Source organism: Cupriavidus sp. GW822-FHT03E04 (genome assembly GCF_058801495.1).
The window spans coordinates 12494-38508 of record NZ_JBXANI010000034.1 but is presented as its reverse complement, the minus strand read 5'-3'; the positions used below and the strand labels follow the sequence as shown (position 1 = coordinate 38508).

At 64.8% G+C, this 26015-nt stretch carries 19 protein-coding genes and 1 pseudogene; 3 read left to right on the top strand and 17 right to left on the bottom strand.

The features are described 5' to 3' along the window. From AC1RQC_RS34905 to AC1RQC_RS34890, 4 genes are read right to left on the bottom strand one after another with little or no spacing between them, the layout of a single operon-like run. The gene (locus AC1RQC_RS34905) at positions 1 to 1611 is read right to left on the bottom strand and encodes an AMP-binding protein (protein WP_492886066.1); all 1611 of its coding nucleotides are present in this window, start codon (positions 1609 to 1611) and stop codon (positions 1 to 3) included. Further along, complete coding sequence (locus AC1RQC_RS34900) at positions 1604 to 2182, bottom strand: (2Fe-2S)-binding protein (protein WP_492886064.1); 579 nt, start codon at positions 2180 to 2182, stop codon at positions 1604 to 1606. Before AC1RQC_RS34900 ends, AC1RQC_RS34905 begins: the two co-directional genes overlap by 8 nt. Continuing rightward, a complete protein-coding gene (locus AC1RQC_RS34895; protein ID WP_492886062.1) occupies positions 2179 to 2994 on the bottom strand; it encodes an FAD binding domain-containing protein in 816 nt (271 codons plus the stop codon). Before AC1RQC_RS34895 ends, AC1RQC_RS34900 begins: the two co-directional genes overlap by 4 nt. Beyond that, a complete protein-coding gene (locus AC1RQC_RS34890) occupies positions 2991 to 6038 on the bottom strand; it encodes a xanthine dehydrogenase family protein molybdopterin-binding subunit (protein WP_492886060.1) in 3048 nt (1015 codons plus the stop codon). The genes AC1RQC_RS34895 and AC1RQC_RS34890 overlap by 4 nt, the downstream gene beginning before the upstream one ends. 460 nt (positions 6039 to 6498) lie before the next feature. Here AC1RQC_RS34890 and AC1RQC_RS34885 point away from each other — a divergent pair, with 460 nt between their 5' ends. Further along, positions 6499 to 7404 carry a LysR family transcriptional regulator gene (locus AC1RQC_RS34885; protein WP_492375365.1) on the top strand — a complete coding sequence of 302 codons (906 nt, stop codon included), beginning with the start codon at positions 6499 to 6501 and terminating at the stop codon, positions 7402 to 7404. A 122-nt stretch (positions 7405 to 7526) separates the two neighbouring features. Here the strand turns inward: AC1RQC_RS34885 and AC1RQC_RS34880 are convergent, their stop codons facing one another. The 8 genes from AC1RQC_RS34880 to AC1RQC_RS34845 form a co-directional block, all read right to left on the bottom strand. Next, positions 7527 to 8504 carry a Bug family tripartite tricarboxylate transporter substrate binding protein gene (locus tag AC1RQC_RS34880; protein ID WP_492886058.1) on the bottom strand — a complete coding sequence of 326 codons (978 nt, stop codon included), beginning with the start codon at positions 8502 to 8504 and terminating at the stop codon, positions 7527 to 7529. Between the two features lie 40 nt (positions 8505 to 8544). Then, complete coding sequence (locus AC1RQC_RS34875) at positions 8545 to 9384, bottom strand: amidohydrolase family protein (protein WP_492886056.1); 840 nt, start codon at positions 9382 to 9384, stop codon at positions 8545 to 8547. Between the two features lie 89 nt (positions 9385 to 9473). Beyond that, positions 9474 to 10418 (bottom strand): SMP-30/gluconolactonase/LRE family protein, encoded by a 945-nt coding sequence (locus tag AC1RQC_RS34870; protein WP_492886054.1) that lies wholly within the window; start codon positions 10416 to 10418, stop codon positions 9474 to 9476. An 80-nt stretch (positions 10419 to 10498) separates the two neighbouring features. Next, a complete protein-coding gene (locus AC1RQC_RS34865; protein ID WP_492812509.1) occupies positions 10499 to 10747 on the bottom strand; it encodes a hypothetical protein in 249 nt (82 codons plus the stop codon). After that, a complete protein-coding gene (locus AC1RQC_RS34860; protein WP_253931491.1) occupies positions 10744 to 11658 on the bottom strand; it encodes a Bug family tripartite tricarboxylate transporter substrate binding protein in 915 nt (304 codons plus the stop codon). Before AC1RQC_RS34860 ends, AC1RQC_RS34865 begins: the two co-directional genes overlap by 4 nt. A gap of 256 nt (positions 11659 to 11914) precedes the next feature. After that, on the bottom strand, positions 11915 to 12865 hold the full coding sequence (locus AC1RQC_RS34855) for an NAD(P)-dependent oxidoreductase (RefSeq protein ID WP_492812511.1): 951 nt from the start codon (positions 12863 to 12865) through the stop codon (positions 11915 to 11917). Then, positions 12862 to 13545, bottom strand: coding sequence for an RraA family protein (locus AC1RQC_RS34850; protein WP_416053202.1), 684 nt, complete (start codon positions 13543 to 13545; stop codon positions 12862 to 12864). Before AC1RQC_RS34850 ends, AC1RQC_RS34855 begins: the two co-directional genes overlap by 4 nt. 79 nt (positions 13546 to 13624) lie before the next feature. Beyond that, positions 13625 to 14593 (bottom strand): Bug family tripartite tricarboxylate transporter substrate binding protein, encoded by a 969-nt coding sequence (locus AC1RQC_RS34845; protein WP_492886052.1) that lies wholly within the window; start codon positions 14591 to 14593, stop codon positions 13625 to 13627. Positions 14594 to 14693: 100 nt separating this feature from the next. On the opposite strand from AC1RQC_RS34845, the gene AC1RQC_RS34840 reads away from it, so the two are divergent. Continuing rightward, positions 14694 to 15467 (top strand): IclR family transcriptional regulator, encoded by a 774-nt coding sequence (locus AC1RQC_RS34840; RefSeq protein WP_492886050.1) that lies wholly within the window; start codon positions 14694 to 14696, stop codon positions 15465 to 15467. A gap of 58 nt (positions 15468 to 15525) precedes the next feature. On the opposite strand, the gene AC1RQC_RS34835 is transcribed toward AC1RQC_RS34840, so the two are convergent. From AC1RQC_RS34835 to AC1RQC_RS34815, 5 genes and pseudogenes are all read right to left on the bottom strand, one after another. Further along, complete coding sequence (locus AC1RQC_RS34835; protein ID WP_492886048.1) at positions 15526 to 18228, bottom strand: excinuclease ABC subunit UvrA; 2703 nt, start codon at positions 18226 to 18228, stop codon at positions 15526 to 15528. Between the two features lie 244 nt (positions 18229 to 18472). Next, on the bottom strand, positions 18473 to 20329 hold the full coding sequence (locus AC1RQC_RS34830; RefSeq protein WP_492375374.1) for a diguanylate cyclase domain-containing protein: 1857 nt from the start codon (positions 20327 to 20329) through the stop codon (positions 18473 to 18475). A 144-nt stretch (positions 20330 to 20473) separates the two neighbouring features. After that, complete coding sequence (locus AC1RQC_RS34825) at positions 20474 to 22522, bottom strand: ATP-binding protein (protein WP_492886046.1); 2049 nt, start codon at positions 22520 to 22522, stop codon at positions 20474 to 20476. A gap of 98 nt (positions 22523 to 22620) precedes the next feature. After that, positions 22621 to 22863, bottom strand: a pseudogene (locus tag AC1RQC_RS34820) (hypothetical protein); the annotation flags it as partial. Positions 22864 to 24046: 1183 nt separating this feature from the next. Next, on the bottom strand, positions 24047 to 24898 hold the full coding sequence (locus AC1RQC_RS34815; RefSeq protein ID WP_492828118.1) for an SDR family NAD(P)-dependent oxidoreductase: 852 nt from the start codon (positions 24896 to 24898) through the stop codon (positions 24047 to 24049). Positions 24899 to 25022: 124 nt separating this feature from the next. Here AC1RQC_RS34815 and AC1RQC_RS34810 point away from each other — a divergent pair, with 124 nt between their 5' ends. After that, positions 25023 to 25976 (top strand): GlxA family transcriptional regulator, encoded by a 954-nt coding sequence (locus AC1RQC_RS34810; protein ID WP_492375377.1) that lies wholly within the window; start codon positions 25023 to 25025, stop codon positions 25974 to 25976. The last annotated feature ends 39 nt before the right edge of the window (positions 25977 to 26015 follow it).

Here is a 26015-nt window from a genome sequence, read left to right as displayed (position 1 = left end):
TTACTCCTTGATGGTATCGACAGGCGCGGCGTCCGCAGCCTGGTTGGGGTTGGGGTTGGGGTTGGTATTAGGGTCGGGGCTCATGGAATGCGGGGCCAGCGCGTATTCGCCGGCGGACAACTTGCGCCGCAGGATCTTGCCAACCGGCGACTTGGGAATCTCCTCCACGAAGACGTAGTCGCGCGGGCGCTTGAAATTGACCAGGTCAGAGCCGCGGCAGTAGGTATCCAGGGCTTGCGCGTCGATGTGGCCGCGCGGCTTGACGAAAGCCACCACCTTCTGGCCCCAGCGCGGATCCGGCACGCCGGCCACCGCCACCTCATCTACCGCCGGATGCAGCGACAGCACCGATTCGATATCGACCGGGGAGATGTTCTCGCCGCCGCTGATGATCATGTCGTCCACCCGGCCGCTGACGAAGAGATCGCCCTCGGCATCGAAGTAGCCGGTGTCGCCGGTGAAGTACCAGCCATCGCGCAGCGATTTGGCGTTGGCGTCGTCGCGGTTCCAGTAGCCCTCGAAGGCCTCGTCGCCGCGCAGGTCGGCGATGATCTGGCCTTCCTCGCCGGTAGCCGCCAGATCGTCGGGTGAGCGGGCATCCAGGCGCACCACGCGCAGGCGCGTATTGATGCCGGCGCGCCCGGCGCTGCCGGGCTTGCGGGTGGCACGCTGGTCCACGCTGAAGGTGTACACCTCCGACGAGCCGTAGTGGTTCACGAACAGCTCCGGCTCGAAGGCCTGCGCGAGGCGGCGCAGCAGGCCGTCGCTCATTGAGGCACCGGCAAAGCCGAGCTTGGTCACGGTGCGGATCGCCGGGGGATCGAATCCCGGATCGGCCAGCAGGTCGTGGTACAGCGTCGGCACCAGGTACAGGCAGGTGATCCGGTGAGTGGCGATCTCCTTGAGCGCCTGCCCGGCGTTCCAGCGCCGCACGCAGACGAACAGGCCATCCACCAGCGCCATTGCCAGCAGCGAGCGCACGCCCATGGTGTGGTAGAGCGGCATCACGCCAAGGGTGCGCTCACCATGGCGATACAGGTTCTGCGCCACGTGCGCCAGCGCCGCGGCGCGCTCCTGCTGGTGGCGGCGCGGCACGCCCTTGGGCTTGCCGGTGGTGCCCGAGGTGTAGAGCATCAGCGAGACATCACCCGCTTCGGCCACCGGGCCGCCATGCAGCGCAACGCTGTCCAGCAGCGAAGCGAAGGACATCGAGCCGCCAGCCGCGCAGTCCAGCGCAATGCAGGGCACGGCCTGGGCCGCGAGGCTGCCCAGCACCGCATCGGCGCTGACCGGCTCGAACACCAGCGCCCTGACGCCGGCATCCTGCACGCAGTAATCGAGCTCCTCCGGCTTGGCGCGCCAGTTCAGCGGCACCATCACGATGCCGGCGAACTGGCAGGCCCAGTGCAGCGTGGCCATTTCCCAGCGGTTTTGCAGCACGGCCAGCAGGCGATCGCCCGGCGCCAGGCCGATCTCGCGCAGGCCACACGCCACGCACCGGATGCGCTCGTACCATTGCGCATAGGTAAGCATCAGGTCGCCGTCGACAATGGCGGGCGCGTGCGGGCTGCGCTCCACGCTTTGCAAGAAGGTGCGGCCAAGATCAAGCATCGCAGGCCTCCTGGGTATCTACGCAGGCAGCAGCATGACGAGCCCGTGCACGGATCGCGGCTACGTCGAGCACGGCGGCCACGATGGGGGTGTAGCCCGTACAGCGGCACAGGTGGCCTGACAGCATGTCGCGCACCTGCGCTTCGCTGGGTTCCGGCACACGCTCCAGGTAGTCCGCGCACGACATCAGGATGCCGGCCGTGCAGAATCCGCACTGCAGTGCGTGGTGGCGGCGGAAAGCTTCTTGCAGATCGCCCAGTCCCTCGGCCGGCGCCAGCCCTTCGACGGTATCGATGGCGCGGTCCTCGGCCTGCACGGCCAGCATCAGGCACGAGCGCGCGGCAACGCCGTCGACGCGTACCGTGCATGCGCCGCAGACGCCATGCTCGCAACCCACATGGGTGCCAGTGGCGCCGAGCTCGTGGCGCAGGAAGTCCGACAGCAGCTCGCGCGGCTCGCAGTAGCCGCTGCGTTCGCGGCCGTTCAGGGTCAGGGTGATGCGGCGTTGCTCCTGGCGCTGCATCACCTGGGCGGGCTTGCCGGATTCGGCGCCCTTGGTGGTCTTGCTCATTTTGCCTCCTCGATCACACGCATGCCCAGTTGCCGCACCAGGTGCCGGCGGTACTGCGCGCTGATATGGGCGTCGTCCTGCGCGCCCAGTTTCCAACTGAAATCGTTGATGGCCTGCTCCAGGTCCTTGCCCTGCAGGCGCGGCCAGGTTTCCAGCACCGGCCGGTCCGCCACGCCGCCAACCGCCAGCGCGATGGCGTCATCGGTCACGGTGGCCGCGCAGGCCACCAGCGCAAAATCGCCATGGCGTGCGGAGAACTCGGCAAAGCCGTAGCGCGCGCCGGGGCGCCGCAGCGGAAAGCGCACCGCCTCCACCAGCTCGTCGGGCTCGCGCGCCGTCATCAACATGCCCTGGAAGAAGCTGGCCGCCGGCAGCACGCGGCGGCGGCGGGCTGAACGCAGCATCACCTCGCCGCCCAGCGCGGTCAGCACCAGGGGCAATTCCGCGCTCGGGTCGGCATGGGCGACCGAGCCGCACACGGTGCCGCGATTGCGGATCTGAAAATGCGAGATATGCGGAAAGGCCATGGCCAGCAGCGGCACCTCGTCGGCCAGCGAGCGGCGCCATTCGACGCTGCCCTGCGTGGCCGCGGCACCCACCACCATGTGAGCGTCTTCCACCCGCACCGTGTTCAGCTCGGCGGTGCGCGAGATATCGATCAGCAGTTGCGGCTGCGCCAGGCGCATATTGAGCACCGCCATCAGCGACTGGCCACCGGCCAGCACGCGCGCGCCCTCGCCGCCACGAGCCAGCGCATCGAGCGCGTGCTGCGTGGTTTCGGCGCGCAGGTAATCGAAAGCGGATGGTTTCATCGGCGTACTCCCAAGCGGGCCAGCAGGCGGGCAAGCCAGCCTTGCGGCCGTACCGGCTTGCCGGCGGCCTGGCGGCCGAGCGATTCAAACAACTGGCGCAGCACCACCTTGGCGGCGCCCTCCAGCATGCGGCCGCCCACGGCAGCGACCTTGCCGGATACCTCGGCCTCGTAGTCGTAACTCAGGCGCGTGCCGCTGCCATGCGGGACCAACTCCACCAGGCCGGCGCCGCGCGCACTGCCCAGCGAGGACATGCCTGCGCCTGCCAGCCGCAGCCGGCGCGGGGGATCGAGGTCCGACAGTGCGATCTCCGCCTCGAAGCGGGCCTTGATCATGCCAACCCCCACCGTCACGTCGGCGCGGTAGTGGTTCTCGGCGGTGCGCTCCAGCGCGTGGCAGCCGGGCACCACCTTGGCCAGCGCCTGCGGGTCCACCAGCACGGCGAAGATGGCTTCGGGCGTGGCATCCAGATCCACCGAGCCGCGCGCGGTGAGCGCCTTGCCGCTGCCCTTGCGGGCCGCTGGCGCGGCGGCCTCGCGCATCGCTTCGAGCAGCTCGGGGCGCGACGGTGGCGGATCGTCGAAGCCCACCATGGCCATCACCTTGGCCGGGGTCAGCGGCAGGCGGATGTCCTGCTCGCCTAGCGCGTCGGCCACCGCGTTGGCGATGCAGGGCGGCGTGCTCATGTTGTTGCCCTCGCCCAGGCCCTTGGCGCCGAGCGGCGTGAAGGGGCTGGGCGTCTCCAGGTGCACGATCACCGGGTCCGGCACCTCGCAGGTGGTCGGCATCAGGTAGTCGGCCAGCGTGCCGGACTGGAAGCTGCCGTCGGCGCCATAGCGGAACTCTTCCATCAGCGCCGCGCCCAGCCCTTGGGCGAAGGCACCACGGATCTGGCCATCGGCCAGCGCCGGGTTGAGCAGCGTGCCGGCGTCGTGCGCGGTCACGTAGCGGTCGATGCGCACGCGCCCCGTGGCGCGGTCGATCTCTACGCCGCACATATCGAAGGCGAAGCCGTAGGCGGCCGAGGTGTTGATGCGGTCGTTCTCATCCGGCGCTTCCAGGTTGGGCGGCGACCAGAACACCGTCTCGCGCAGGCCCGGCTCTTCTCCCGCCGGCAGCTGCTGCGGTGACCAGTGCGGCGCATTGCTGGCCACGCGCGTGAAGGGCAGGCCGGATTCGGGCGCGCCTTTACGGGCAATGCGGCCGTCGTCGAACACCACCTCGGCGGGCGTGCAGCCGAACTGCGGCGCCACGATGCGCGCCAACTTGTCGCGCACCCGCTCGGCGGCCAGGTGCACGGTGCCGGCCACGGCGCCGGCGAAACGGCTGGAGTAGTTGCCGGCGGCGACCGACCATGCATCCTTGTGCGTATCGAACTCGACGTTCACGACCACGTCGGCCGGATTCACGCCGAGCACATCGGCCACCACCTGCGCGCACACTGTCATATGGCCCTGCCCGGCCGGCGTCGAGGCAATGGTGACCACCACGCCGCCGAGCAGGTCGACGCTGACCGTGGCGCTGGCGATGGCGCCGTTCTTCGGCCCCGCTTTCTTGCGCGCCTCGGCGGGCATGGCGGTGGTGATATAGCCCATGTTCGACACCGACGGCTCGACGATGGCGGCAAAGCCGATGCCATAGAGCCGGCCCTCGGCGCGTGCGGCATCGCGGCGGCACTTCAGCTCGTAGTAGCCGCCTTCTTCCAGCGTGCGCGCCAGCGCCAGCTGGTAGTTGCCGGAGTCCAGCAACGCGCCCGCCGCGGCGCGATAGGGAAAGGCATCGGCGGCGACAAAGTTGCGCCGATACACATCGAGTGGATCGAGCCCGAGTTGTGTCGCGATGCGATGCACCAGCCGCTCCAGCGCAAAATACACCTGCGGGCCGCCAAAGCCCCGCACCAGGCCGGTGGGCGTCTTGTTGGTCATCACCACGCGGTTGCGCACCAGCAGGTTGGGGATGTCGTAGGCGCCAGTCAGGCAGCCGTGCATGCGGTAGAAGGTAGCGGGCTCCGGCGCGCGCAGATAGCCGCCGCAGTCTTCGATCTGGTCATAGGCCAGCGCTTTGATGCGGCCGTCTGACTCCACCGCGGCTTCCAGCGTGGACAGCCGCGCGGTGGCGGAGGTGGCCGCGCTGAGATGTTCGAGGCGGTCCTCCACCCACTTCACCGGCGCGCCGGCCTTGCGGGACGCCAGGCACATCAGCACCGCGTAAGGAAACACCGCCTGCTTGACGCCAAAGCTGCCGCCGGAATCGCGCGGGGCCTTGTGGCGCAGCCGGTTGGCCGGCACCTTGAGCGCCATCGCCATCACCGCATGCAGCGAGAACGGCCCCATGAAATTGGAGGTGACGTCGTAGCCTTCGTCACCGGGCAGGAACTCGGCAATCACCACGCCGCATTCAATCGGCGTGCAGGTGTTGCGCGGATAGTGCGCGGTCAGCGTGACCCGGTGCGGCGCAGCGGCAAAGGCGGCTTCAGGCTCGCCGTAGCGGAAGTGGCGGTCGCTCACCACATTGGCGCCTACGCCGGGATGCAGGATGGGCGCATCGTCGGCCAGCGCGGCCTCGATCGATACCACCGGCGGCAACACGCGGTAATTCACCCGCACCAGGTCAAGCGCGTCTTCGGCCAGGGCACGGCTCTCGGCCATTACCACGGCCACCGGCTCGCCCACATAGCGCACGCGGTCCATGGCCAGCGCCCATTGCTCCATTGGCGACTTCACGGCGACCACGAAGGGACGCGACCAGGCTGCCAGGTCGGCGCCGGTGAGCACGGCATGCACGCCCGGCGCGGCAAGCGCGGCGGTGGCATCGATGGTGCCGAGTTCGGCATGCGCATGCGGGGACCGCACGATCGCGGCGTGCAGGGTGCCCGGCTTCACGCCCAGGTCGTCGCCATAGCGGCCACGGCCGGTGAGGATCGCGGCGTCCTCGAGCCGCTCCATCGAGCGGCCGACGTGACGCTGGCGCGCGGCTGCGCCGGCCGCTGCGGATTCAAGGTGGATGGCCGCCGCTGCGGCGGGCAGACTGCGCTTGTCGCTCATGACCGGCCCTCCCGCGAGGCGGGACTGGCACGGTCCATCTGGTTAGCGGGGATTGCGGGGATTGCGGGCCGGCACGGGGAGATGCAACGCGACACGGGGCGAACGCCCGCTACCGCTGTCTCCAGTGTCGTGCCGGTCATGCCGCCAGCATCGTTCTGTCTCATTCCTGACTCCGTTCTGCGCGTCGGCCCCGACAGGCGAATCCGCCGGGGACATGCAACGTTGAACAGGAGCTTAGTGAGATTATGGTATTAGTTCTAATATTGTTTTTTGATTATGCTTATCAGTTCCAATGATGCCACTCCAGGTGGACTTTAGCGGGCACATCTGGGCTGCTGACGCACCGCTGATAAGGGTTTTCCCCCGATAGTGGCCAGTCGTTCCGGCAACGTGACAACATAAAATCTGATACGATCACTTCAAGCTAACAGATTTTTTGATACCTAATCGATCACTTGGCATGGACATCAAACAGATCCAGTACTTCATTGCGCTGTTCGAAGATGGCTCCGTCACGCGCGCGGCCAAGCGGCTGAATATCGTGCAACCGGCGCTCAGCATGCAGATCGCCAAGCTGGAAGAGGAGTTCGGACAGAAGCTGTTCGATCGCATCCCGCACGGGATGGTGCCGACAGCGGCCGGCCGCATGATGTACCGGCTGTGCCTGCCGATCACGCGGGACCTCGCCAACGCCCGGCAGCAACTGATGCAACGCGAGGAGCAGGTGGCCGGCAACATCTCCATCGGCATGGTGGCGTCGGAAACGGAAAGCGTGCTGGTGGGGTCGCTGGTGCGCTTCAACGCGCGCTACCCGAATGTGGAGGTATCGGTGGCGGACGGATTCAGCGCCACGCTGATCGACCTGGTCTCCGCCGGCCAGCTCGACGCGGCCGTGGTGCATAAGCCCCGTGGCAAGCTCTCGCTCCATGTGCAATCCCTGCACGACGAGGAAATGGTGCTGGTCACCAGCGCCGAGCATGGCCCGGAACTGCCGGCGGCGGTGGAACTCACCAAGCTGCCCGGGCTGGAACTGGTGCTGCCCACCAAGCGCCACGGCTTGCGCGGCGTGCTGGATGCGGCCACGCAACTGGAAGACGTGACCCTGCAGCCGAAGTTCGAGATCGACATCCTCGGCACCATCGTGCAGTTCGTCGAGGCCACCCGCTTTGGCACGGTGCTGCCGCGCATCGTGGTGCAACGCGCGGTGGACGAGGGCCGGCTGCGCGTGTACCCCATCCTGGCGCCGCGCATCGTGCGCCACCTGGTGTGCGTGAGCCATCCGCAGCGCCCGCTCAGCACGGCAGCCGATGCGCTGATCGCGATCGTGGCCGAGGAGATCCGCAGGGTGTCAGGCACCGCCGGCTGATCCGGGTGCCCGGCATCAGGAAGGGCACGATACGGTAGGCTACTCTCCGGATCGTGCCGGCTTCGAGCTAATGCGCCGGGAAGGCGTCAACAACAACACGCAAAACAAGTCGGGCACCCTGCCTACTCCAGCGTCACACCCGCGGCCTTGCCCACGCGCGCCCACTTGGCGATGTCGGCCTTCTGGAAGGCCGACAACTGCTGCGGGGTGCCACCGACCACCTTGACGCCCAGCTTGTCCAGGTGTGCCACCACTTCCGGATCCTTCAGGATACGGTTGATCTCGGTGTTCAGGCGTTGCACGATGGTCGCCGGCGTGCCGGCCGGAGCAAACACAGCCTGCCACTGCTCGGCCTCGAAATCGGGCACGCCCGCCTCGGCCATGGTCGGCACCGCCGGCAAGCTGGCCACGCGCGCCTTGGTAGCCACGCCGAGCGCGCGCAGCTTGCCACCCTGCACATGCGGCAAGATGGGCGCGGTGGGCGCAAACATAAAGTCCACGTGGCCGGCCATCACATCCTGGATGGCGGGGACGTCTCCCTTGTAGGGCACGTGGGTCATGTCAACCTTGCGCTCCTCTTTGAGCAGTTCGCCGGACATCTGCAGGATGGTGCCGCTGCCGCCCGAGGCAAAGGTGACGGCGCCGGGCTTTGCTTTGGCGGCAGCCAGCAGCGCCTGCACGTTGCGGTACGGGCTGTTGGGGCCGACGATCAGCACGCTGGGGATAGTGCCGATCATCACCACGGGCTCGAAGGACTTGATGGCGTCATAGGGCAACTTCGGATTGAGCGCCGGGTTGATCGCGTGCGACGCGGTGGACGCGCCCAGCAACGTGTAACCGTCGGCCGGCGCGCGTGCCACGAAGGCTGAGCCGATGGCGCCAGTGGCGCCGGGTCGGTTCTCCACCACCACGGTGGTGTGCAGCGCCTGGCCAAGCTTCTGCGCGATCAGGCGCGCCAGGATGTCGGTGGTGCCACCGGCCGGATAAGGCACGACATAAGTGATCACCCGACTGGGCCAGTCAGACTGCGCCGAGACACTCGCCGTGACGCACGCCAGCAGGGGAATGCAGAGCGTGATAAACAATTGCCTGATTTTCATTGGAACGGTCTCCTTGGATTGCTGTTATCTGACATCGGCATCAGGGGCCAAAGCCGTAGAGTCTTCGGGGGTTATCGGCAAGAACTTGCTTGGCCAGTGCATCGTCGCCACACCATTGCCGGAAGAGCGACATCAGCTCGCCGTCATCTGCTGGCGAGCGGCCCTTGGCAATGATTGTTGGGTGTGGCCAGTCCGATCCCCAGACCATCTGGCCGGGTGCGCATTCGAGATAGCGACGCGCAAGCGAAGCGACGTCGCCGTATAGTGGTGGTCCTTCCCTGGACTCAATGTAAGGACCAGACAGCTTCACCCAAGCCCTGCCCTCACCCAACAGGCTTGCAATGACCTCGAACGCAGGTTCGAACTCGGCCCCGCCGAATGGCAAGTGCCCGTAGTGGTCAAATACGATGCGAGCGGGCAAGGTCTTCAACAGTGGTTGCATGTGCGGCAACCACGCGGCAGGCGCATTGAGTTGAATGTGCCAGCCCAGAGGCGCGACACGCGCAGCAAGCGGTGCAAGCATCTCCATGTCTACTGGACCGGGCATCGTGAGGTTGAACCTGATGCCTCGAATGCCGGATGCATGCAGGCTTTCGAGCTCACTCTCGGTAATGGAGGTGTCCACCACCGCGACGCCACGGGCCTCCACGCCCAACTCTCGCAGGGCAGCCAATGTGGGCCTGTTGTCCGTGCCATAGGTGGACGGCGTGACCACTACGGCTCGGGTGGTTCCCATCGCCCCCTGCACCGCCCGGTAGTCCGGGACGAGCGCATCTGGTAGTCGCAGCGTTGCAGTCCCTGCAGCCGGATAGCGGCTATCGTAGACGTGCATATGGCAATCGCAAGCATTCGCAATGAAGGGATGGCCAAGGGCTCTCATCTAATGTTCTCCGAACCAAGCTCGCGTGAAACACCGCGGTGCCTGGACGATTTTTCCGATCGCGATGCCCAGCATCTTGCCAGCACGGCTCATCCAGCGTTGTGTCGCGTCGGCTCTCCGTCCCGCCGCCACAGCGGCATGCCCGCCACATCCATCTCTATGCGCAGGATGTCTCCCGCCGTGGAGTCTGTCGCAAATAACGTCTTGCCGGCGGGGCCGCCAAAGGCGAGATTGGTCAGCGAATGCCCGGCGGGGCCGCGCAGCACCTGCACCGGCTCAGCGCGATGGCTGAGCACCCACACGTAGGCCAGTCCGGGGTTCGCCACCAGCAGCCGGCCCGATACATCCATGGCCAACCCGTCAGGGCCACTCGGTCCATAGGAGGTGAAGAACTGCCCGGTCTTGGACACGCCGCCATCGGCGAGGATGGGCATGCGCCAGACGCAATTTCCCCGCGTCACCGCGACGAACAGGAATTTCTCATCGGGTGACAGCACGATACCGTTCGGGCTGGGCACATTGGAGAGCAGCAGTTCCAGCCGCCCGTCCACGCTCAGCCGGTAGACGCGTCCGGTCGGGTCGTGCAGTCCGGTCTGCCCCTGGTCGGTGAAATAGATGTTGCCCTGCGAATCCAGCGTAAGGTCGTTGACTCCCTTGAAGCTCTCCGTGTTGCGGCGGTCCAGGTACGGCTTTGCACTGCCGACGCGTACATCGACAAGCATCAGGCCACGGCGGTAGTCCGTTACCAGCAGTTCGTTCGCGTTGAGGAACTTCATGCCGTTGGGCTCGCCGTCCCACTGCGCCACCACGTTCCACTCGCCTGCCGGGTCGATGCGCAAGACGCGCCCGTTGGGTATATCGCCGACATAGAGGTTACCCTCCTGGTCGAATACAGGCCCCTCCAGAAAGCAGTCGATTTCGCGTCCGCCCTGGTTGGCATCCGCCCAGGCCGTTCGCCTGCGTTGGCGATAACGCGCCGGCATGCTGGTAAACACGTCGAACTCTCGGACTTCCGGGGTATTCAGCAGGAACATGGCAATTTGGCTGTGCGCAGTGAATGGATAAGGATTGTCAGTATTTGCCGCTGGCTAGCGGTGCAGCCGCCCGCACTGCGTCAATCAGCCGTGAAACCCAACGCCTGGGCGATCTGGCTATATCCTGCCACCTCGCGGTCGATCCGCGCGGCAAACCCCTCGCCACACAGAGCCGCGGGCTCTAGCCCCAGCGAGCGCAGCCGTTGCGTCGTGCCTGACGCAGCCAGGTAGGCCTGCACCTCGCGCTGGACCAGGCGCACATGCGCTGGCACGACTTGCATGTCGGACTTGTGTTGCCGGTACTTGCCGGTGCTCATTGCGGTGCTCATTGCTTTTCAAACGCCGTGTTGGCAGCGATCTTGCCCCAGAACGCCGTGCGTTCTGAAAGCTGCCGGGCGAACGCCGCGGCATCCCAATAGCCTGGGTCCGCGCCAATGCCTTCGGCAAAGGTCTTCATGTCCTGCGACGCCATGGCAGTGGCCACTTCCTTTTGCAGGCGATCCGTCACCGCCGCCGGCGTGCCGCGGGGCGCCCAGAGGCCTGTGAAGTTGACCACGCCATAGCCCTTGACGCCCGCCTCGGCAAATGTAGGCACGTTGGGCAAGGCGGGCAGACGCTTGTCGCCGCTTACTGCCAGCAGCCGCAGGCTGCCGCCCTTGACCTGCCCGATGACCCCGGGCGTAGAAGCGATCTGGTAGTCAATGGTGCCGCCGAGCAGCGCCAGCGTGGCCTCGCCCGCACCCTTGAATGGCACGTGCATGAAGTGAGCGCCCGTCGCCATGCCCAGTGCCTCGCTGGCGAAGTGCGGCGTGGTGCCAGCGCCGCCGGAACCATAGCTGACCTTGCCGTCGCCCGCGCGAGCGGCCGCCACCAGATCGCCCATGGTCTTGAACTTGCTGTCCGCTTTGACCGCAACCGCCATCGGAGCAAACACGAAGGCCGCCACCGGTTGCAGGTCCGTCGCATAGTCGAACGGCAGCTTCTTGAAGATATGCGGCAGCAGCGAGAACGTGGTGTCGTTGGCAAGCAGCGTATAACCATCGGCCGGGGCGTGCACCACTTGCGAGATACCGATGGTACCGGTGGCGCCCGCCTTGTTCTCGACGAAGAAACTCCGGCCTGTCTGCTCCGTAAGCCGCTGCGCCATCTTGCGGGTGACAGCATCCACGGCGCCGCCCGGGGGATAGGGCACGATGATCCTCACTGGCTTGGCGGGCCATGTCTGTGCGTGCACGGACATGGCGATCCACGCAAGCGCGCCCAGTGCGCCGCGGCAAAGGGCCAAGACTAAGGGTGATCTGGTTGTCATTGTTTGTCTCCAACTATTTTCTTGGGGTAATCGCGCGTTCGTGTGCGTGTGCACGCCACGCGTCGCCCTACGATGGCTAGCACCCCTCTCCCCGGTGGGGAGAGGGGGCGAAAGACCTCAGGCACTTCAAACGATTTGGGCGCATCCGGTCAGCTTCGGGCTGCGCTGCAGGCAGTTTCGTTGCGCCTTAGCCGGCTTTGGCCAGCACCGGGGCCTCAGCACGCGCCAGCACACCCAGCGTGTTCCGCGCCGCCGCCACGCCCATGTTCACGTACGCGGTGCTGGTCACGCCGCCAATGTGCGGACTGAGAAGAAAGCCAGGCTGGCCGTGAAAGATATGCGGTACCGTCATCGGTTCGACCGCGAAGCTGTCCAGCCCCGCCATGGCAACCTGGCCCGAGCGCACGGCTGCCAGCAATGCTGGTTCATCGACCAAGCCGCCCCGCGCCGTATTGACCAGGATTACGCCCTTCCTGCAGCGCGCCAGCGTTTGCGCGTTGATCAGTTGCCGGTTCTCGGCGGTCAGCGGGCAGTGCAGTGAAATCACGTCCGACGCTTTCCAGATCGTTTCCAGGTTCACGGGCTCGATATAGTCCGGCAGTTCCTTGGCAAACGGATCGAAGCCGATCACGCGCATGCCCATGGCATCGCACATCCTGGCAAAGCGCTGGCCGATGGCGCCCAGGCCAATCAGGCCGATAGTGGCACCTGCCAGCTCAACGCTCTTGTGCGTGGCCTTGTCCCAGTGCCCGGCATGCATACGCGCATTGAGCAGCACCACAGATTTGGCGCAGCCCAGCAGCAGTGCCAGGGCCTGCTCGGCCACCGCGGCGGCATTCGCACCGACGGCGGCTGTCACCTCGATGCCGCGTTGTGCCGCGGCGGCCTTGTCGATGGTGTCGGTGCCGCTCCCGTGCTTGGAGATGACCTTCAGCGCAGGCGCCGCGTCCATGATTTCCGGCGTCACCGCGCCGTAGCGCACGATGATGCCGACCGGGTTGTGGCGCTGAGCCAACGCCACAAGGTCGGCGGCCTGGGGCGTCTTGCCGGCGTAGACGATCTCAAAATCGCCGAGCAATGCCTCGGCTTGTGGCGCGAGGTCGGCTGCGGTGACGAGGATGGCTGGCTTGTTGCTCACAGCGTCTCCCCTTCTTTCAACACGCCTGCGGTGATGAGCGAGGCAACCAGCCACGGCGCGTTGGTCTTGCCTTCCTTGATCTGCGCGATGCGCCGGGCTTCCGCGGCTTCCTTGTGCTCGGCGAGCGGCAGCAGCGACGCGATCTTTTCACGCTCGACCACCACCAGGCCGTCGGCGTCGCCGCAGATGAAGTCGCCAGGGTTTACCGTGACGCCACCGACCGAGACCGGGTGGCCGATGCGCCCGCCCACTTCCTTGGTCGGGCCGTTGGGGTTGGTGCCCACCGAGAACACCGGGTAATCCATCTCGTCGATTTCCAGGCTGTCGCGCACCGCGCCGTCGATCACCACGCCGGCGATGCCGCGCTGGCGGCATGCATTCATCATGATGGTGCCCATCAGCGCGCTGCTCTGGTCACCCTTGCCGTCGATCACCAGCACGTCGCCGGGCTGGGCCAGCGCCATCGCGGCGTGGATCATCAGGTTGTCGCCGGGGCGTACTTCCACAGTAAAAGCGGTGCCCGCCAGCTTCATGTGCGGCCGCAGGGCGCGGATGCGGCCATGCAGCGCGCCACGGCGGCCTGCCACGTCGGCCAGGATGGCCGGTTGGAATTTAGCGGCCTGGGCGACGATGTCGGCGGGCACGCGGTCGAAGGATTTGATAATGTTGGGCAAGCTCATGGCATGACTCCTGGGACGTTGGGGACGAGAGATTCGTTGAGGCGGCGAGCGATGGCGGCGATGCGTGGGACAGCGAGGATCAATCCACCTGCGCGCCAGATGCCTTGACGGCGGTCGACCAGCGGATCGTGTCTTTCTTCATCAGCGCGCCGAACTGCTCGGGCGTACCGCCCAATACATCGGCCCCCTGATCGCTCAGCTTCTTCTTCAGGTCAGGCACCTGCAATGCCTTGTTGAACTCGGTATTCAGGCGCACCACGATGTCCTTGGGCGTAGCGGCGGGCGCCACAAATCCAAACCAGGTCACGGCCTCGAAGCCGCTGTAGCCGGATTCGGCAATGGTGGGCACATTGGGCAAGTCGGGCATGCGCTTGGCCGACGTCACGGCCAGGGGGCGCATCTTGCCGTTGCGGATGTGGCCGATCAGCGTCGGCACTGACGACAGGTAGAGCTGAACCTGGCCGCCGATCAGGTCGTTGACGGCCTGGGCCGCACCCTTGTATGGCACGTGGGTGAGCTTGATCCCCGCCGTTTTCTGGAACAACTCGCTGGTCAGGTGCGCCACCGTGCCGTTGCCGGGGGAAGCCACATTGATGTTGCCGGGCTTGGCCTTGCTGGCCGCCACCACATCCGCCAGCGTCTTGTAAGGCGACTCCATCGTGGTCACCAGCACCAGCGGTGCGCTGGCCACCAGGCTCACGGGAGTCAGGTCCTTCGCCACGTCGTAGGGCAGCTTGCGGTAGAGCGTGGGGTTGATCGCCAAGTTGCTGGTCTGGCCCAACACGATGGTGTAGCCATCGCCGCTGGCCTTGGCAGCGGCGTCCACGCCGAGGTTACCGCCCGAGCCCGGCTTGTTGTCCACCACGAAGCGCCAGCCCATGGCCATCGCCACCTTGTTGGTCACCTCGCGGGCAATGATGTCCGTGCCGCCACCGGCCGGGAACGGCACGATCACGCGAATGGGCTTGGTGGGATAGGTATCGGCCAGGGCCGGGAAAGCGAGGGCGCAAAGGATGGCGGTCATCAGACCGCGGTACGGCAGTTTCATTGCATGTCTCCGAAGAATCTCGTTATTTGTTGGAACGGATTCTGGTCGCTTGTTGCGACAGGTACAATATCGTTTCGTCTAATGCAACCCATTCCATACCATGGACTCACCGACTCCCCTGGCCGCCGGCGACGTGGCTGAAGATGCTGGCGGCGGCGTGATCGCGGTACGCCGGGCGCTGCGCGTCCTGGAAGCCTTTGGCGTAAGTGACGCACAACTCACCCTGGCCGAACTCAGCCGCCGCACGGGTTTCCACAAGACGACGGTCCTGCGCCTAGCGCGTACGCTGGCGACAGACAACTACCTTGTGCAAAAGGAAGATGGCAGTTGGCGCCTGGGACGCGCCGCCGGCTGGCTGGGCGCGTGCTACCAGGCCACTTTCAACGTGTATGAGGTGGTGGAGCCGGTGCTGCGGGAGCTGACGATCAGGACGGGCGAAAGCGCCTCTTTCTATGTGCGCGAAGGCGAACAGCGCACGTGCCTGGTGCGCGTGGAAGGCCCGCAAGCCATCCGGCACCACGTGCGCATCGGAGCCGCGCTACCGCTGGACAGTGGCGCACCGGGGCGGGTCATCCTGGCGTTCTCCGGGGAGCCCGGGGAGCCTTACGAATCGATCCGGCGGCGCGGCTACCACCTCTCCATGGGCGAGCGCGAACCGGAAGTCTCCAGCGTGGCGGCCCCGGTATTCGGCTTACATTGGAAGTTGCTCGGGTCTGCCTGCATCTCCGGCCCTACCTCGCGCCTGACCGAGGAAAAACTACTCGCGCTGGCACAGACCGTCATGGACGCGGCCAACCAGCTTTCCTACGAGATGGCGGGGAGCCGCCGACCTGCGGCTGCTTTGCCGGTCAGTCCTTCGACCTGGCATCCTTGACAGGCGCGCCATCGAGCAAGCGCAAAGCGTTCTCGGCGTGCCCCGCCGACCCGCCAGATCAACGAAATATCACGGCCTGCAGATAGCTCGCGGTACGACTGTCCACGGCGAGCGCCACCGTCTGCGGAACGCCACTCACAACGATCCTTCCGCCGCCTTCCCCCGCACCCGGGCCGATGTCGAGGATCCAGTCGCTTTGCGCCGCGACACGCATGTCGTGCTCGACCAGCACCACGGTATTGCCGGCATCGACGAGCCCATGCAGATGCACCATCAGGCGATCGGTGTCGGCTGGATGCAGACCGGTCGTCGGCTCGTCGAGGATGTAGAGCGTATCGCCGCGTTGCGCACGCTGTAGCTCGGTCGCAAGTTTGATGCGTTGCGCTTCGCCTCCGGAGAGCTCGGTGGCCGGCTGACCAAGCCGTAGATAGCCGAGGCCGATATCACGGAGCACAGTCAGTGAGCGCATCACCTGCGCCTCGTCGGCGAAGAAGTCGCATGCGGTGTCCACGGTCATCGCCAGCACCTCGGCAATATTGCGCTCGCGCCAGCGAATCTCGAGCGTCTGCGGGTTGTAGCGGCTGCCCTGACAGGTCGAGCAGGGCGCGTAGACGCTGGGCAAAAACAGCAGCTCGACCATCACGAAGCCTTCGCCCTCGCACGTCGGACATCGCCCCTGCGCGACGTTGAACGAGAACCGGCCGGCGCTGTAGCGATGCTTGCGTGCAGCGGGAGTCGCCGCGAACAGCTTGCGCACAGCGTCGAACAAACCGCAATAGGTCGCAAGATTCGAGCGCGGCGTACGGCCAATCGGCTTCTGGTCGACGCGCACGAGACGTTTGATCTTGTCCATGCCGGCTGTGATCCGCCCGTCGGTCGTGACGGGCGGGGCGGCAAAGAGCGGGTCGACTTCGTCGTCTTCGGCAAGATCGGCTGCGCGCCCGAGATGTTCCGCCACAAGCTCCGTCAGCGCCTGGCTCACGAGGCTGGACTTGCCCGATCCCGAGATGCCCGTTACCGTGGTCAGGCAACCCAGTGGAAAATCCGCAGCAAGATTGTGCAGATTGTTGCGCGTCACGTCTTTGAGCCGCAGCCAGCCGCGGGGCTCGCGGCGCGCACGGGTCGCAACCTCGCTCGCCTGCGTCTCTAGCTCGCCCTGCGCAAACAGGTAGCGGCGTGTGCGCGAGCTTTCGACATCTGCAAGGCCAGCGGGCGGTCCGCTGTAGATCACACGTCCGCCCGCCTCGCCGGCATCCGGGCCCACGTCGACGAGCCAGTCGGCGCGCCGCATCACGCCAATGTCGTGCTCGACCACGAACAGCGAATTGCCCGCAGCCTTCAGGCGCTGTAAAGCTTCGAGCAACGCATCGCCGTCCGCGGGATGCAGTCCGGCAGACGGCTCGTCGAGCACGTAAATAACGCCGAATAGCTGTGACGACAACTGCGTCGCGAGCCGCAGCCGTTGCAGTTCTCCGGAGGACAGCGTTGGTGTCGCACGGTCCAGCGCAAGATAGCCAAGACCGAGGTCGATCAAGGTGTTCAGACGTTCGAGCAGCTCGATAGCGAGCCGCTGCGCTGCCACACGTTTCTCGTCGGACAGGTTAGGCGTACGGCGCACGTCAGGCGCCCCCTGGTGAGCCTGTCCGCCGGCCGCGACACGTCCGGCGGTCGCCTTGCGCCGACTGTTCCTGTCGAGAATCGCGCCGTCGGGAGATGTGCTGGAAGACGGCCACTGGCCGCGCGAGACGGGTTCGAGCAACGCGGCGAGCCGAGCGATGGGGAGTTGTGACAGCTCGCCGATATCCATACCGGCGAATGTCACCGAGAGAGCTTCCGCCTTCAGACGCTTACCATGACACGACGGACATTCGCCGCCGATCATGAACTGCGACACGCGTTTCTTCATCAACGCGCTCTGCGTATTTGCGAAGGTGTGCAACACGTACCGGCGCGCGCCGGTGAACGTGCCCTGGTAGCTGGGCTCTGCCTTGCGCCTGAGGGCGGCGCGCGTCTCCTTCGGCGTCAAGCCGGCATAGACCGGCACCGTTGGCTGTTCGTCGGTAAACAGAATCCAGTCGCGGTCTTTCTTAGGCAGATCGCGCCACGGCGTGTCGACGTCGTAACCGAGCGTGACGAGTATGTCGCGCAGATTCTGGCCGTGCCAAGCGGGCGGCCATGCCGCGATCGCGCGCTGGCGAATCGTGAGCGAGTCGTCGGGCACCAGCGAGCGTTCGGTCACGCTATATACGCGGCCGAGCCCGTGGCAGGTCGGGCAGGCGCCCTGTACCGTATTCGGCGAGAAGTCCTCCGCATACAGCATTGGCTGCTTCGGCGGGTAGCTGCCGGTTCGCGAGTACATCATCCGCACGAGGCTCGACAGCGTCGTCACGCTGCCCACTGACGAACGCGCGCTCGGCGTGCCGCGCTGCTGCTGCAAGGCGACCGCCGGCGGCAGGCCTTCGATCGCATCGACGTCGGGCGCGCCGACCTGCTCGATCAGCCGCCGCGCGTAGGGCGCGACCGACTCGAAATAACGCCGCTGCGCTTCCGCGTAAAGCGTGCCGAACGCGAGCGACGACTTGCCGGAACCGGACACGCCGGTAAACACCACCAACGCATCGCGGGGAATGTCGACGTCGACATTCTTCAGGTTGTGCTCCCGTGCGCCGCGAACCTGGACGAAGCCGCGTGGCGCGAGCGTGGGCGACTCAGGGTGATCAACAGGATGCTTGACAGTCGAGGACCGTGGGGGCTTGGTCATGGCAGCAGGGATAGGGGCGAGGGTGACGGTCTTGAACGTGGTCGCAAGCCGCGCGCCGCCGGATCCCACCGTACGGGGGCGAGCTTGCGATCCGACTACTTACTCTACTGGATTTTCAGGCGCAAGCGCTTGGGTCAGCGAAATGGCTCGCTGGTGATTTCGACCGCGCTACCGTGAAGCTACTTATTCGTGCATTGCCTACGCAACGAGCATCATGTTCCGGAATCCGCGACGTTCTTCGTTCTCAACCGTGCATCCCGGCCGGTGAATCGTTAAGCTCGTGCACGACAATACGCGCCTTGCCTGCGACTTTCGCACGATACATTGCGGCGTCCGCGGCGCGTAACAGGGCTTCGCCGCTCAATGACGCTGCCTGGTTGTGCGGTAGCACGCCGATACTCGCCGATAACTGGACGACGTTTGCCCCGAACCTGATGGGCTGGCTCAGTGTCCGCAGGATTGCGCTTGCAATTTTCTCCAGTGCAACACGATCGATCGCAGGGCCGGTCAGCAGCAACGTGAACTCATCCCCTGCATGCCGCGCAACCAGGTCCCCGCCACGTACGCAGCGGCTGATCCGGCGCGCGGCTTCAACAAGGACTTCGTCGCCGCACTGATGCCCGTATGTATCGTTGACAGCCTTGAAGCCATCCAGGTCGATAAACATGATGGCAGCCACACCGTCGCCGCTTGCTGCGCATGCCTCATCCAGCCTCTCGAGGAACGAGCGTCTGTTAGGCAGGCCGGTCAGCGCGTCGTGGAACGCCTGGTGCCGCAGGCGATCGAGCAATGCCGTTCGCTCAGTCACATCCTGCACCAGCAGGTAGTATCCATCAGCCGCCTGATCGTGGACCCGACGCGGCACCAGCACACCACGCAGGACACGTCGACTCCCGTTAAGCGTCGCTCCAACCTCGTACTCGACCCTTTCGCCGCTGAGCACGCGTTGGACGTACGGCTCGATGGCAGCAGCATAGTCAGCGTCGAGAACCTCATGGGTGAGCCGCCCCACGATCTCCTCCGGGTCCAACCCCAGCCACTCGCGATAGGTTGAGTTGGCGAACCGAAAACGTCGCTCACTGTCGACGTAAGCGACCAGCACCGGCAGATTGTCAGCAATGGCGCGCAAATCTACCCGCGTGTCTCCCAATTGCCGCTCGGCGGTCGTCAGTTGCTCGCGCGCCCTGCGCAGAACCTCCGAGGCCTCATGCGCTCCCCGATGCAACGCAGCCTCCCGCGCATCGCGCACGGCTTTTTCCCGTTGCTCCGCCTGGGTATCGTGAATGACAAACAGCCAGCCTCCGTCGTGGGTTGACGTCGTCTGCTTCAGTGCCACCTGCACTCGCGCTGGCTTACTTTGCTTGTTGCGCAACCGGAACGTTACGTCGAGCGTCCGGACTTCGACCCCGCGGCCACGATTGAGTGCCTGCACGGCCTGTTCAAGGTTGGTCCGGTCGCTCGCATCCAGCAGATCGAGGATGTTCGTTTTCGTCAGCGGAGCGCGCGAGTGCGCGAAGAATTTCACGCAGGCATCATTCATGTGCCGCCACTCCCAGTCCCTTCCGATATGCGCGATAGCGACCGGCGTTCGATGGAACGTCTCGACGTAAAGCGCATGCTGGGCTTGAAGTCGGTCGATCGCGTGAAGCACCTCCAAACGATCAGAGCTGTCCAGCTTGCGCAGGCCAACTTCGTGCTCGATCATTTGCCCCAAGTCTACTAGCATCTGACGTTGCTGGCGCCTGAAGCGCCGCGGCAACGCGTGCATCACACATAGCATACCGATGGGTCTGCCGCACGGCAGACGCAGCGCAATGCCTGCGAAAAAGCGGAACCGCAATTCGCTGGTTGCCAGTGGTCCTTGCGCAAGCTCCGCATCGGACAGCGCATCCCTGACGACGAACGGTTCCTCGCATTGGAGCGTCCGGCTATAGTACGTCTGCACATGGAATACGACGTCCCGTTCGCACCCGCTTGCGCCTATGACTTCTGGCTGGCCCAGTCTGTCGAGACATACGACGGATATTGGTAAATTCAGCGCGCGCGCGGCGACCCGGGTCACGCGCTCATAGTACCGATCATAATTGCTTTCTGGTGGCATGGTGGCGCTGGCTGGTTATCGTTGTTGTTGCTGCTGCTGCTGCTGCGCATCCATGATGCTTTCGTCATTCACGCTCCATGCTCCGTTCCGGTCAGATTGTGTAGCGCACTTATCGACGTCCTCGCCGATCACGTCACACTAAAGCTATTCCACCGCCGGAAGGTGCAGCGTAACGGTCGTGCCCTTGCCTGCTTCGCTCTCAAGAGAAATATGGCCGCGATGTAGCAGCACAATCTCACGCACGAGGGCAAGGCCCAGACCATCGCCGGCCGACCCGTGCTGCAGCTTGCGTCGGAAAAATTTGTCGAACACCAGCCTGAGTTCATCAGCTTTGATCCCCATGCCTCGATCGGTCACTTTCAGCACGGCGTTGCGGCGTTCGACCAACGCGCTAGCAACCGAGATGTTGACCTCTCTCCCAAGCCCGTACTTCACGGCATTCTCCAGCAAATGGCGTATCACGCTGGCGAGGGAGGCGGCGTCACCCATCACGAAGACAGGCTCTCTCGCTGACTCCAGCGTCACCCGGCTATCGTCCGCGAACCCTGCCTCAGCCACGTCTCGCACGAGCCTTGCGAGATCCACCCGATGAAACGTCATCTCGGATGCGCCTAGTGTTTCCAGGCGCATCAGTTGAAGGTGATTCGAAACGAACTGGCTGATGCGCTGGGCTTGTGAACGAATCGTGCGATAGATGCCAAGGCGTTCTTCCGGGGGGATCAGATCGGCGGCGAGGAGGTCGGCATATCCGACGACGTTTGCGATGGGTATCTTGATTTCAGCTTCTGCGGTAGCAATGAAATGCGATTTGGCCCGTTCCTCGCGCCGCATTTCGCTTACGTCCCAGACAGCCACCACACAGCCAGCGCCGTCGCTGGTATGCACAACACGTATGGCGTAGCTGGATGAATCCGCTATATCGAACTCGATAACACCGCTAAATTCGTGCGAGACTGCGGCACAGTCGATCTTTGCAAGTAGTTCGGACGGGGTGACTGAGTCCCGCGTGGGACGTCGACCTCGATACAGAAGGTCAACGAACCGTTGTGGCGTGGCGCCGCGCAAGTCCCCGGGCGAAACGCCCAGGGCGTCGCACAGCCCGCCGTTGGCGTCTTCCACGTGGCGATCCTTATCGAATATGGCAACGCCGTCCGGCGAGGCAAAGAACAGCGCATGCAGGTGCTGGTTCCTTTCTCGTAGCCGGCGACTGACCACCGCCGCGCGATCCGCCAGCTTCGCCATCCTCTCGATTGACTTGGCCTGGCGCATCTGGACGAAGATGATCAGCGCAGATAGGAAGCTTGCAATGCAAGCGACGAGGAGCAGCCTGGCGCGGTACATTGATAGTGCTTCATGGAGGTCGTAGCCGATCACGACCGCCAAGTTTCCTCTCGACAGCCGATGTACGCCATAAATGCGCTCGACATCGTCCAGTGGGCTCTTCTCCACCACTTCGGCGTGGGCCGCGGCAGCTACGGCTCGCCGGGCCGCAGAGCTCGCCGGCAGCGGTTGCCCAGGGTCGGAAGCCGCCCCGCTCCAACGCACCCGGTAGATGAAATCATTGGTGCCCAGCAGACCGATTGCACCCCGGCTGCCCAAATAGATGCTCTTGTAGATGCTCGTCAGGGAGAGTGGGTCAAGCGACACCACGACGACCCCCATGAAACGGCCGGTCGGCCCCACGATTCCCTTGGAAAGCTGAACTACCCAGCGACCTGAACTGCGCCCCCGCAGCGGCTTGCTGACCAACAATGTTGGCCCGGGATTGTCGGCGTGTATGCGCAAAAGCTCGCTATCGCCTAGGTCAAGCGCTTCGAATGTCGGATTGGTCGATGCCCTGAGGACGCCACTTTCATCCAGAATCGCGGTTAGAAGGAAGGGTTCGGCACCGAGATGACCGTTGCGGGTCCATTCGGCAAGCGGCAAGTCCGGCCCCCGTTCGATGACGGCGCCGCCTAGCAGGGAGGTCAGTTGGTCCGCCTCCATCAATGTGCGCTCGACGTGCTGGCCGAGGGTATAGGCAAGCCGGTCGGCATCAGCCTGGATCTTGCGTAGTTCGCTGCCTCTGTCCCATCCGGCCCAGAGCGCGAACCCCAGCCAGACCGACAGTACGAGCAGGAATGCCGAAATGCCCGGGGTGATGGTGCGCGCCGTGTCTTCGGCCGCTAGCGGCCTATATATCTCCAGACCCATGAATCCTAGCCACCCCAAAAAGATGAAATAAACGCGCCAGGAAACGGCGAGCGCCGTCCCCTGCCTCCGAACCCGGTGTGCGGTTTTCCCGCGACGGGCGCTCGAGTCCGTTGTTTGCACATCGGGATTGGCTCACCCACATAGCGCACGCGGTCCATGGCCAGCGCCCATTGCACCATCGGCGCCTTCACCCCCACCACGAAGGAGCGCGACCAGGCTGCCAGGTCGGCGCCATAGCGGCCACGGCCGGTGAGGATCGCGGCATCCTCGAGCCGCTGCATCGAGCGGCCGACGTGACGCTGGCGCGCGGCCGCGCCGGCCGCTGCGGATTCAAGGTGGATGGCCGCCGCTGCGGGCCGGCACGGGGAGATGCCACGCGGCACACGGCGAACACCCGCTACCGCTGTCTCCAGTGTCGCGCCGGTCATGCCGCCGGCATCGTTCTGCCTCATTCCTGACTCCGTTCTGCGCGTCGGCCCCGACAGGCGAATCCGCCGGGGACATGCAACGTCGAACAGGAGCTTAGTGAGATTACGGTATTAGTTCTAATATAGTTTTTTGATTACATTCATCACTTTTAATGATTGTATGCGGGCGGTCCTTAGTGGGCACATTCTGCCGCACGGCAAGCCAAATAAAAGGTTTTCCTCCGATATTGGCCGGGTCTTCCTGGAAATTTTTCGACAAAAAATCTGATATGAGCACCAAAATCTCACAAATTTTCTGATACCTAATCGATCACTTGAATGGTCTTGAGTGGCGCGTCGCAGTCGTCGAGCGACGAAATGCCGCGCACTAGCCCTGCTGGTGGCGTGCCGCGCACTCCCTCAAGGCACCTAGCAGATCCCACGCAGATCCCGCATCACCCACGCCTGCTAGCCGTCCTTGTCGCCCCCCGGTGCCGCCATTCACGCTGCTGCGTGCAACTGTCAGTTTTTGTCAGCTTTGGCGCCATGGTTTCCTCTACGCTGAGCGTTCCGATCGGCGGGCCGCCGTCCCCAACCTTGCTCTTAGCCGTCAGTTGCTACCCACAGGCTCTGTCTATCATCGGATGCACAACCCTGCTTCAGGCAACATGAACACCGAGACTAAAAAAGCACATTTCTATTGGTAATTTCAAAATGCGGAGCGGTGAAATCCTACGAGAAATGGCGCGTGGCGCCCGTCTACAGATCGTCAGGAACCCTTGGGGTTCCATTACGTCCGTGGTCTTCCTTCTCAGTGCAGATTCAATTGAAAAAGACATAATTCACTGGTGGCAAATTAACAGACTGATAGACAAGAGGCTGCTTGCCTACAATGCAAATGAACCAGCAGCGTCCACTGAACTAGTTTTGACAAACTCAGTGCGCAAGCTAGCCCAAATGACCAACTCAGCCAGAGCCGGAGAGCGGTAAAAATTTCACCGACAACACCTTCCGACCGGCGGCCACACCAGATGGATCAAGCCTTTGCCGAGCGCCGGCCAGCTTCTGGCCGGGCTCCCGAGAGCTTATCTATCGTGCATTCTGAAGCGATCGCCTTTCAGGCGGCCCTGAAGCGCGCCGCCGGCACGCTGCGCGACAGGTTCGGCCCCAGCGCCGCGCGGGCGGTCTCGAAGGCGTGCCAGTCCGCTGCGTCCGGCAGCGACGGCAGCGTCACCACCTCGCCCTGGTCCAGCCCGGACAGGGCCGCGTCAACCAGGTCGTCCGCGCTCATCACCCAGTCCTGCGGCAGGCTCTCCACCGGCTGGCCGGCCACATCCCAGAACTCCGTACGGATCGCACCAGGCAGCACGGCCTGCACGCGCACGCCCTTGTCCGCCAGTTCATGCTGCAGCGATTGCGTAAAGGCCAGCACGAAGGCCTTCGACCCGCCGTAGACGCCGTTGAGCAATTCCGGGGCGACCGCCACGATCGAGGCGATGTTGATGATCGTCCCCTTGCCGCGCGCCACCAGGCCGTGCGCGGCGGCGTAGGTCAGCCGGGTCAGCGCGGTGACGTTGAGCGCGATCATCGCCGCCATCTTGTCGGCATCGGACTGGAGCAGCGGCCCCGCCGCGCCGATGCCCGCGTTGTTGACCAGCATGGTGATGCTGGCGTCGGTGCGCAGCAGTGTCTCCAGGCGGCGGACATCGGCATCGGCGCCAAGATCCGCGGTCACGATCTCCACGGAACGTCCCGTCTCGCTGGTCAGGCGTTCTGCCAGCGTGGCCAGCCTGTCGCGGTTGCGGGCGACCACGATCAGGTCGTAGCCGCGCCGGGCGAGCCGGTCCGCGTAGACGGCGCCGATCCCTGAAGACGCGCCGGTAATCACGGCGGTGCCTTGATGCGAATGGATTCCCGAGGTTGCCGAGGTAACCGAGGTTGCTGTCGAGGTTGCTGTCGATGCGGTCATGTCCGTTCTCCGATTTCGGTGCTGCCGGCCCGTTGCCGGCCACCACGGAACGAAGATTAGGTGCATAATCCGATGGCAACAATGTCATAGATGCCACCTTTTATGCCATCTGTGGGAGTTCGCCATGCTGCGTATCGGAATCGTCCTTTATCCCGGCTTCCAGGTCATGAACCTGGGCGTCACCACAGTCCTTGAGTTCGCCAATCTCAACTCGGCCAAACCGCTCTACGCGGTCCACCTGCTGTCCGAGCAAGGCGGGCCGGTGCCAACCTCGGCAGGCTTCTGCGTTACCACGGAGGCATTCGACGACCGCGCGTTCGACACGCTGCTGGTGGTGGGCGACAACGATATCCAGCCGGCGTCACCCGGCCTGGTCGCCTTCCTGCAAAAGGCGGCGCGCGCCACACGACGCATCGGCGCCACCTGCACGGGCGCCTTCAACCTCGCCGAGGCTGGGCTGCTGGACGGCCGCCGGGCCACCACCCACTGGTTTTACGCCGCCCGGTTCCGGCGCACGTATCCCGCGGTCAGCGTCGAGGAGGACCGCATCTTCATCATCGACGGACCGGTCTGGACCTCTGCCGGCATGACCGCCTGCATCGACCTGGCCTTGGCGCTGGTCGAGAAAGACGCCGGCGCCGAAGCCGCGCGCACTGTCGCGCGCAAGCTCGTTGTCTATCACCGCCGTGCCGGCGGGCAATCGCAGTTCTCGGCGCTGCTCGAGCTTGAGCCCAAGTCCGATCGCATCCAGTCCGCGCTCGCCTTTGCCCGTCAGAACCTGCACGCCGAATTGTCCGTCGATCAACTGGCGCAAGCGGCACACCTTAGCCCGCGCCAGTTCAGCCGCTCCTTCCGCGAAGAAACGGGACAGACCCCGGCCAAGGCCGTGGAGCACCTGCGCATCGAGGCCGCACGGCTGATGATGGAGTCCGGGCGGCATCCGATCGATGTGGTGGCCAAGGAGACCGGCTTTGGCGACCGCGAGCGCATGCGGCGCGCGTTCCTGCGGGCGTTCGGGCAACCGCCGCAGGCGATCCGGCGCATGGCGCGCGGGGAAGAGGAGCCGATGGAGGCTTGAGTGCTGGTGCCCCGATCGGACGGCCGCCCTTCGGCTGGG

What these genes read in the sequence shown, in the direction of transcription:
- AC1RQC_RS34905 (WP_492886066.1), bottom strand. Translation starts at nt 1,611, where the DNA reads ATGCTTGATCTTGGCCGCACCTTCTTGCAAAGCGTGGAGCGCAGCCCG.
- AC1RQC_RS34900 (WP_492886064.1), bottom strand. Translation starts at nt 2,182, where the DNA reads ATGAGCAAGACCACCAAGGGCGCCGAATCCGGCAAGCCCGCCCAGGTG.
- AC1RQC_RS34895 (WP_492886062.1), bottom strand. Translation starts at nt 2,994, where the DNA reads ATGAAACCATCCGCTTTCGATTACCTGCGCGCCGAAACCACGCAGCAC.
- AC1RQC_RS34890 (WP_492886060.1), bottom strand. Translation starts at nt 6,038, where the DNA reads ATGAGCGACAAGCGCAGTCTGCCCGCCGCAGCGGCGGCCATCCACCTT.
- AC1RQC_RS34885 (WP_492375365.1), top strand. Translation starts at nt 6,499, where the DNA reads ATGGACATCAAACAGATCCAGTACTTCATTGCGCTGTTCGAAGATGGC.
- AC1RQC_RS34880 (WP_492886058.1), bottom strand. Translation starts at nt 8,504, where the DNA reads ATGAAAATCAGGCAATTGTTTATCACGCTCTGCATTCCCCTGCTGGCG.
- AC1RQC_RS34875 (WP_492886056.1), bottom strand. Translation starts at nt 9,384, where the DNA reads ATGAGAGCCCTTGGCCATCCCTTCATTGCGAATGCTTGCGATTGCCAT.
- AC1RQC_RS34870 (WP_492886054.1), bottom strand. Translation starts at nt 10,418, where the DNA reads ATGTTCCTGCTGAATACCCCGGAAGTCCGAGAGTTCGACGTGTTTACC.
- AC1RQC_RS34865 (WP_492812509.1), bottom strand. Translation starts at nt 10,747, where the DNA reads ATGAGCACCGCAATGAGCACCGGCAAGTACCGGCAACACAAGTCCGAC.
- AC1RQC_RS34860 (WP_253931491.1), bottom strand. Translation starts at nt 11,658, where the DNA reads ATGTCCGTGCACGCACAGACATGGCCCGCCAAGCCAGTGAGGATCATC.
- AC1RQC_RS34850 (WP_416053202.1), bottom strand. Translation starts at nt 13,545, where the DNA reads ATGAGCTTGCCCAACATTATCAAATCCTTCGACCGCGTGCCCGCCGAC.
- AC1RQC_RS34845 (WP_492886052.1), bottom strand. Translation starts at nt 14,593, where the DNA reads ATGAAACTGCCGTACCGCGGTCTGATGACCGCCATCCTTTGCGCCCTC.
- AC1RQC_RS34840 (WP_492886050.1), top strand. Translation starts at nt 14,694, where the DNA reads ATGGACTCACCGACTCCCCTGGCCGCCGGCGACGTGGCTGAAGATGCT.
- AC1RQC_RS34835 (WP_492886048.1), bottom strand. Translation starts at nt 18,228, where the DNA reads ATGACCAAGCCCCCACGGTCCTCGACTGTCAAGCATCCTGTTGATCAC.
- AC1RQC_RS34830 (WP_492375374.1), bottom strand. Translation starts at nt 20,329, where the DNA reads ATGCCACCAGAAAGCAATTATGATCGGTACTATGAGCGCGTGACCCGG.
- AC1RQC_RS34825 (WP_492886046.1), bottom strand. Translation starts at nt 22,522, where the DNA reads ATGGGTCTGGAGATATATAGGCCGCTAGCGGCCGAAGACACGGCGCGC.
- AC1RQC_RS34815 (WP_492828118.1), bottom strand. Translation starts at nt 24,898, where the DNA reads ATGACCGCATCGACAGCAACCTCGACAGCAACCTCGGTTACCTCGGCA.
- AC1RQC_RS34810 (WP_492375377.1), top strand. Translation starts at nt 25,023, where the DNA reads ATGCTGCGTATCGGAATCGTCCTTTATCCCGGCTTCCAGGTCATGAAC.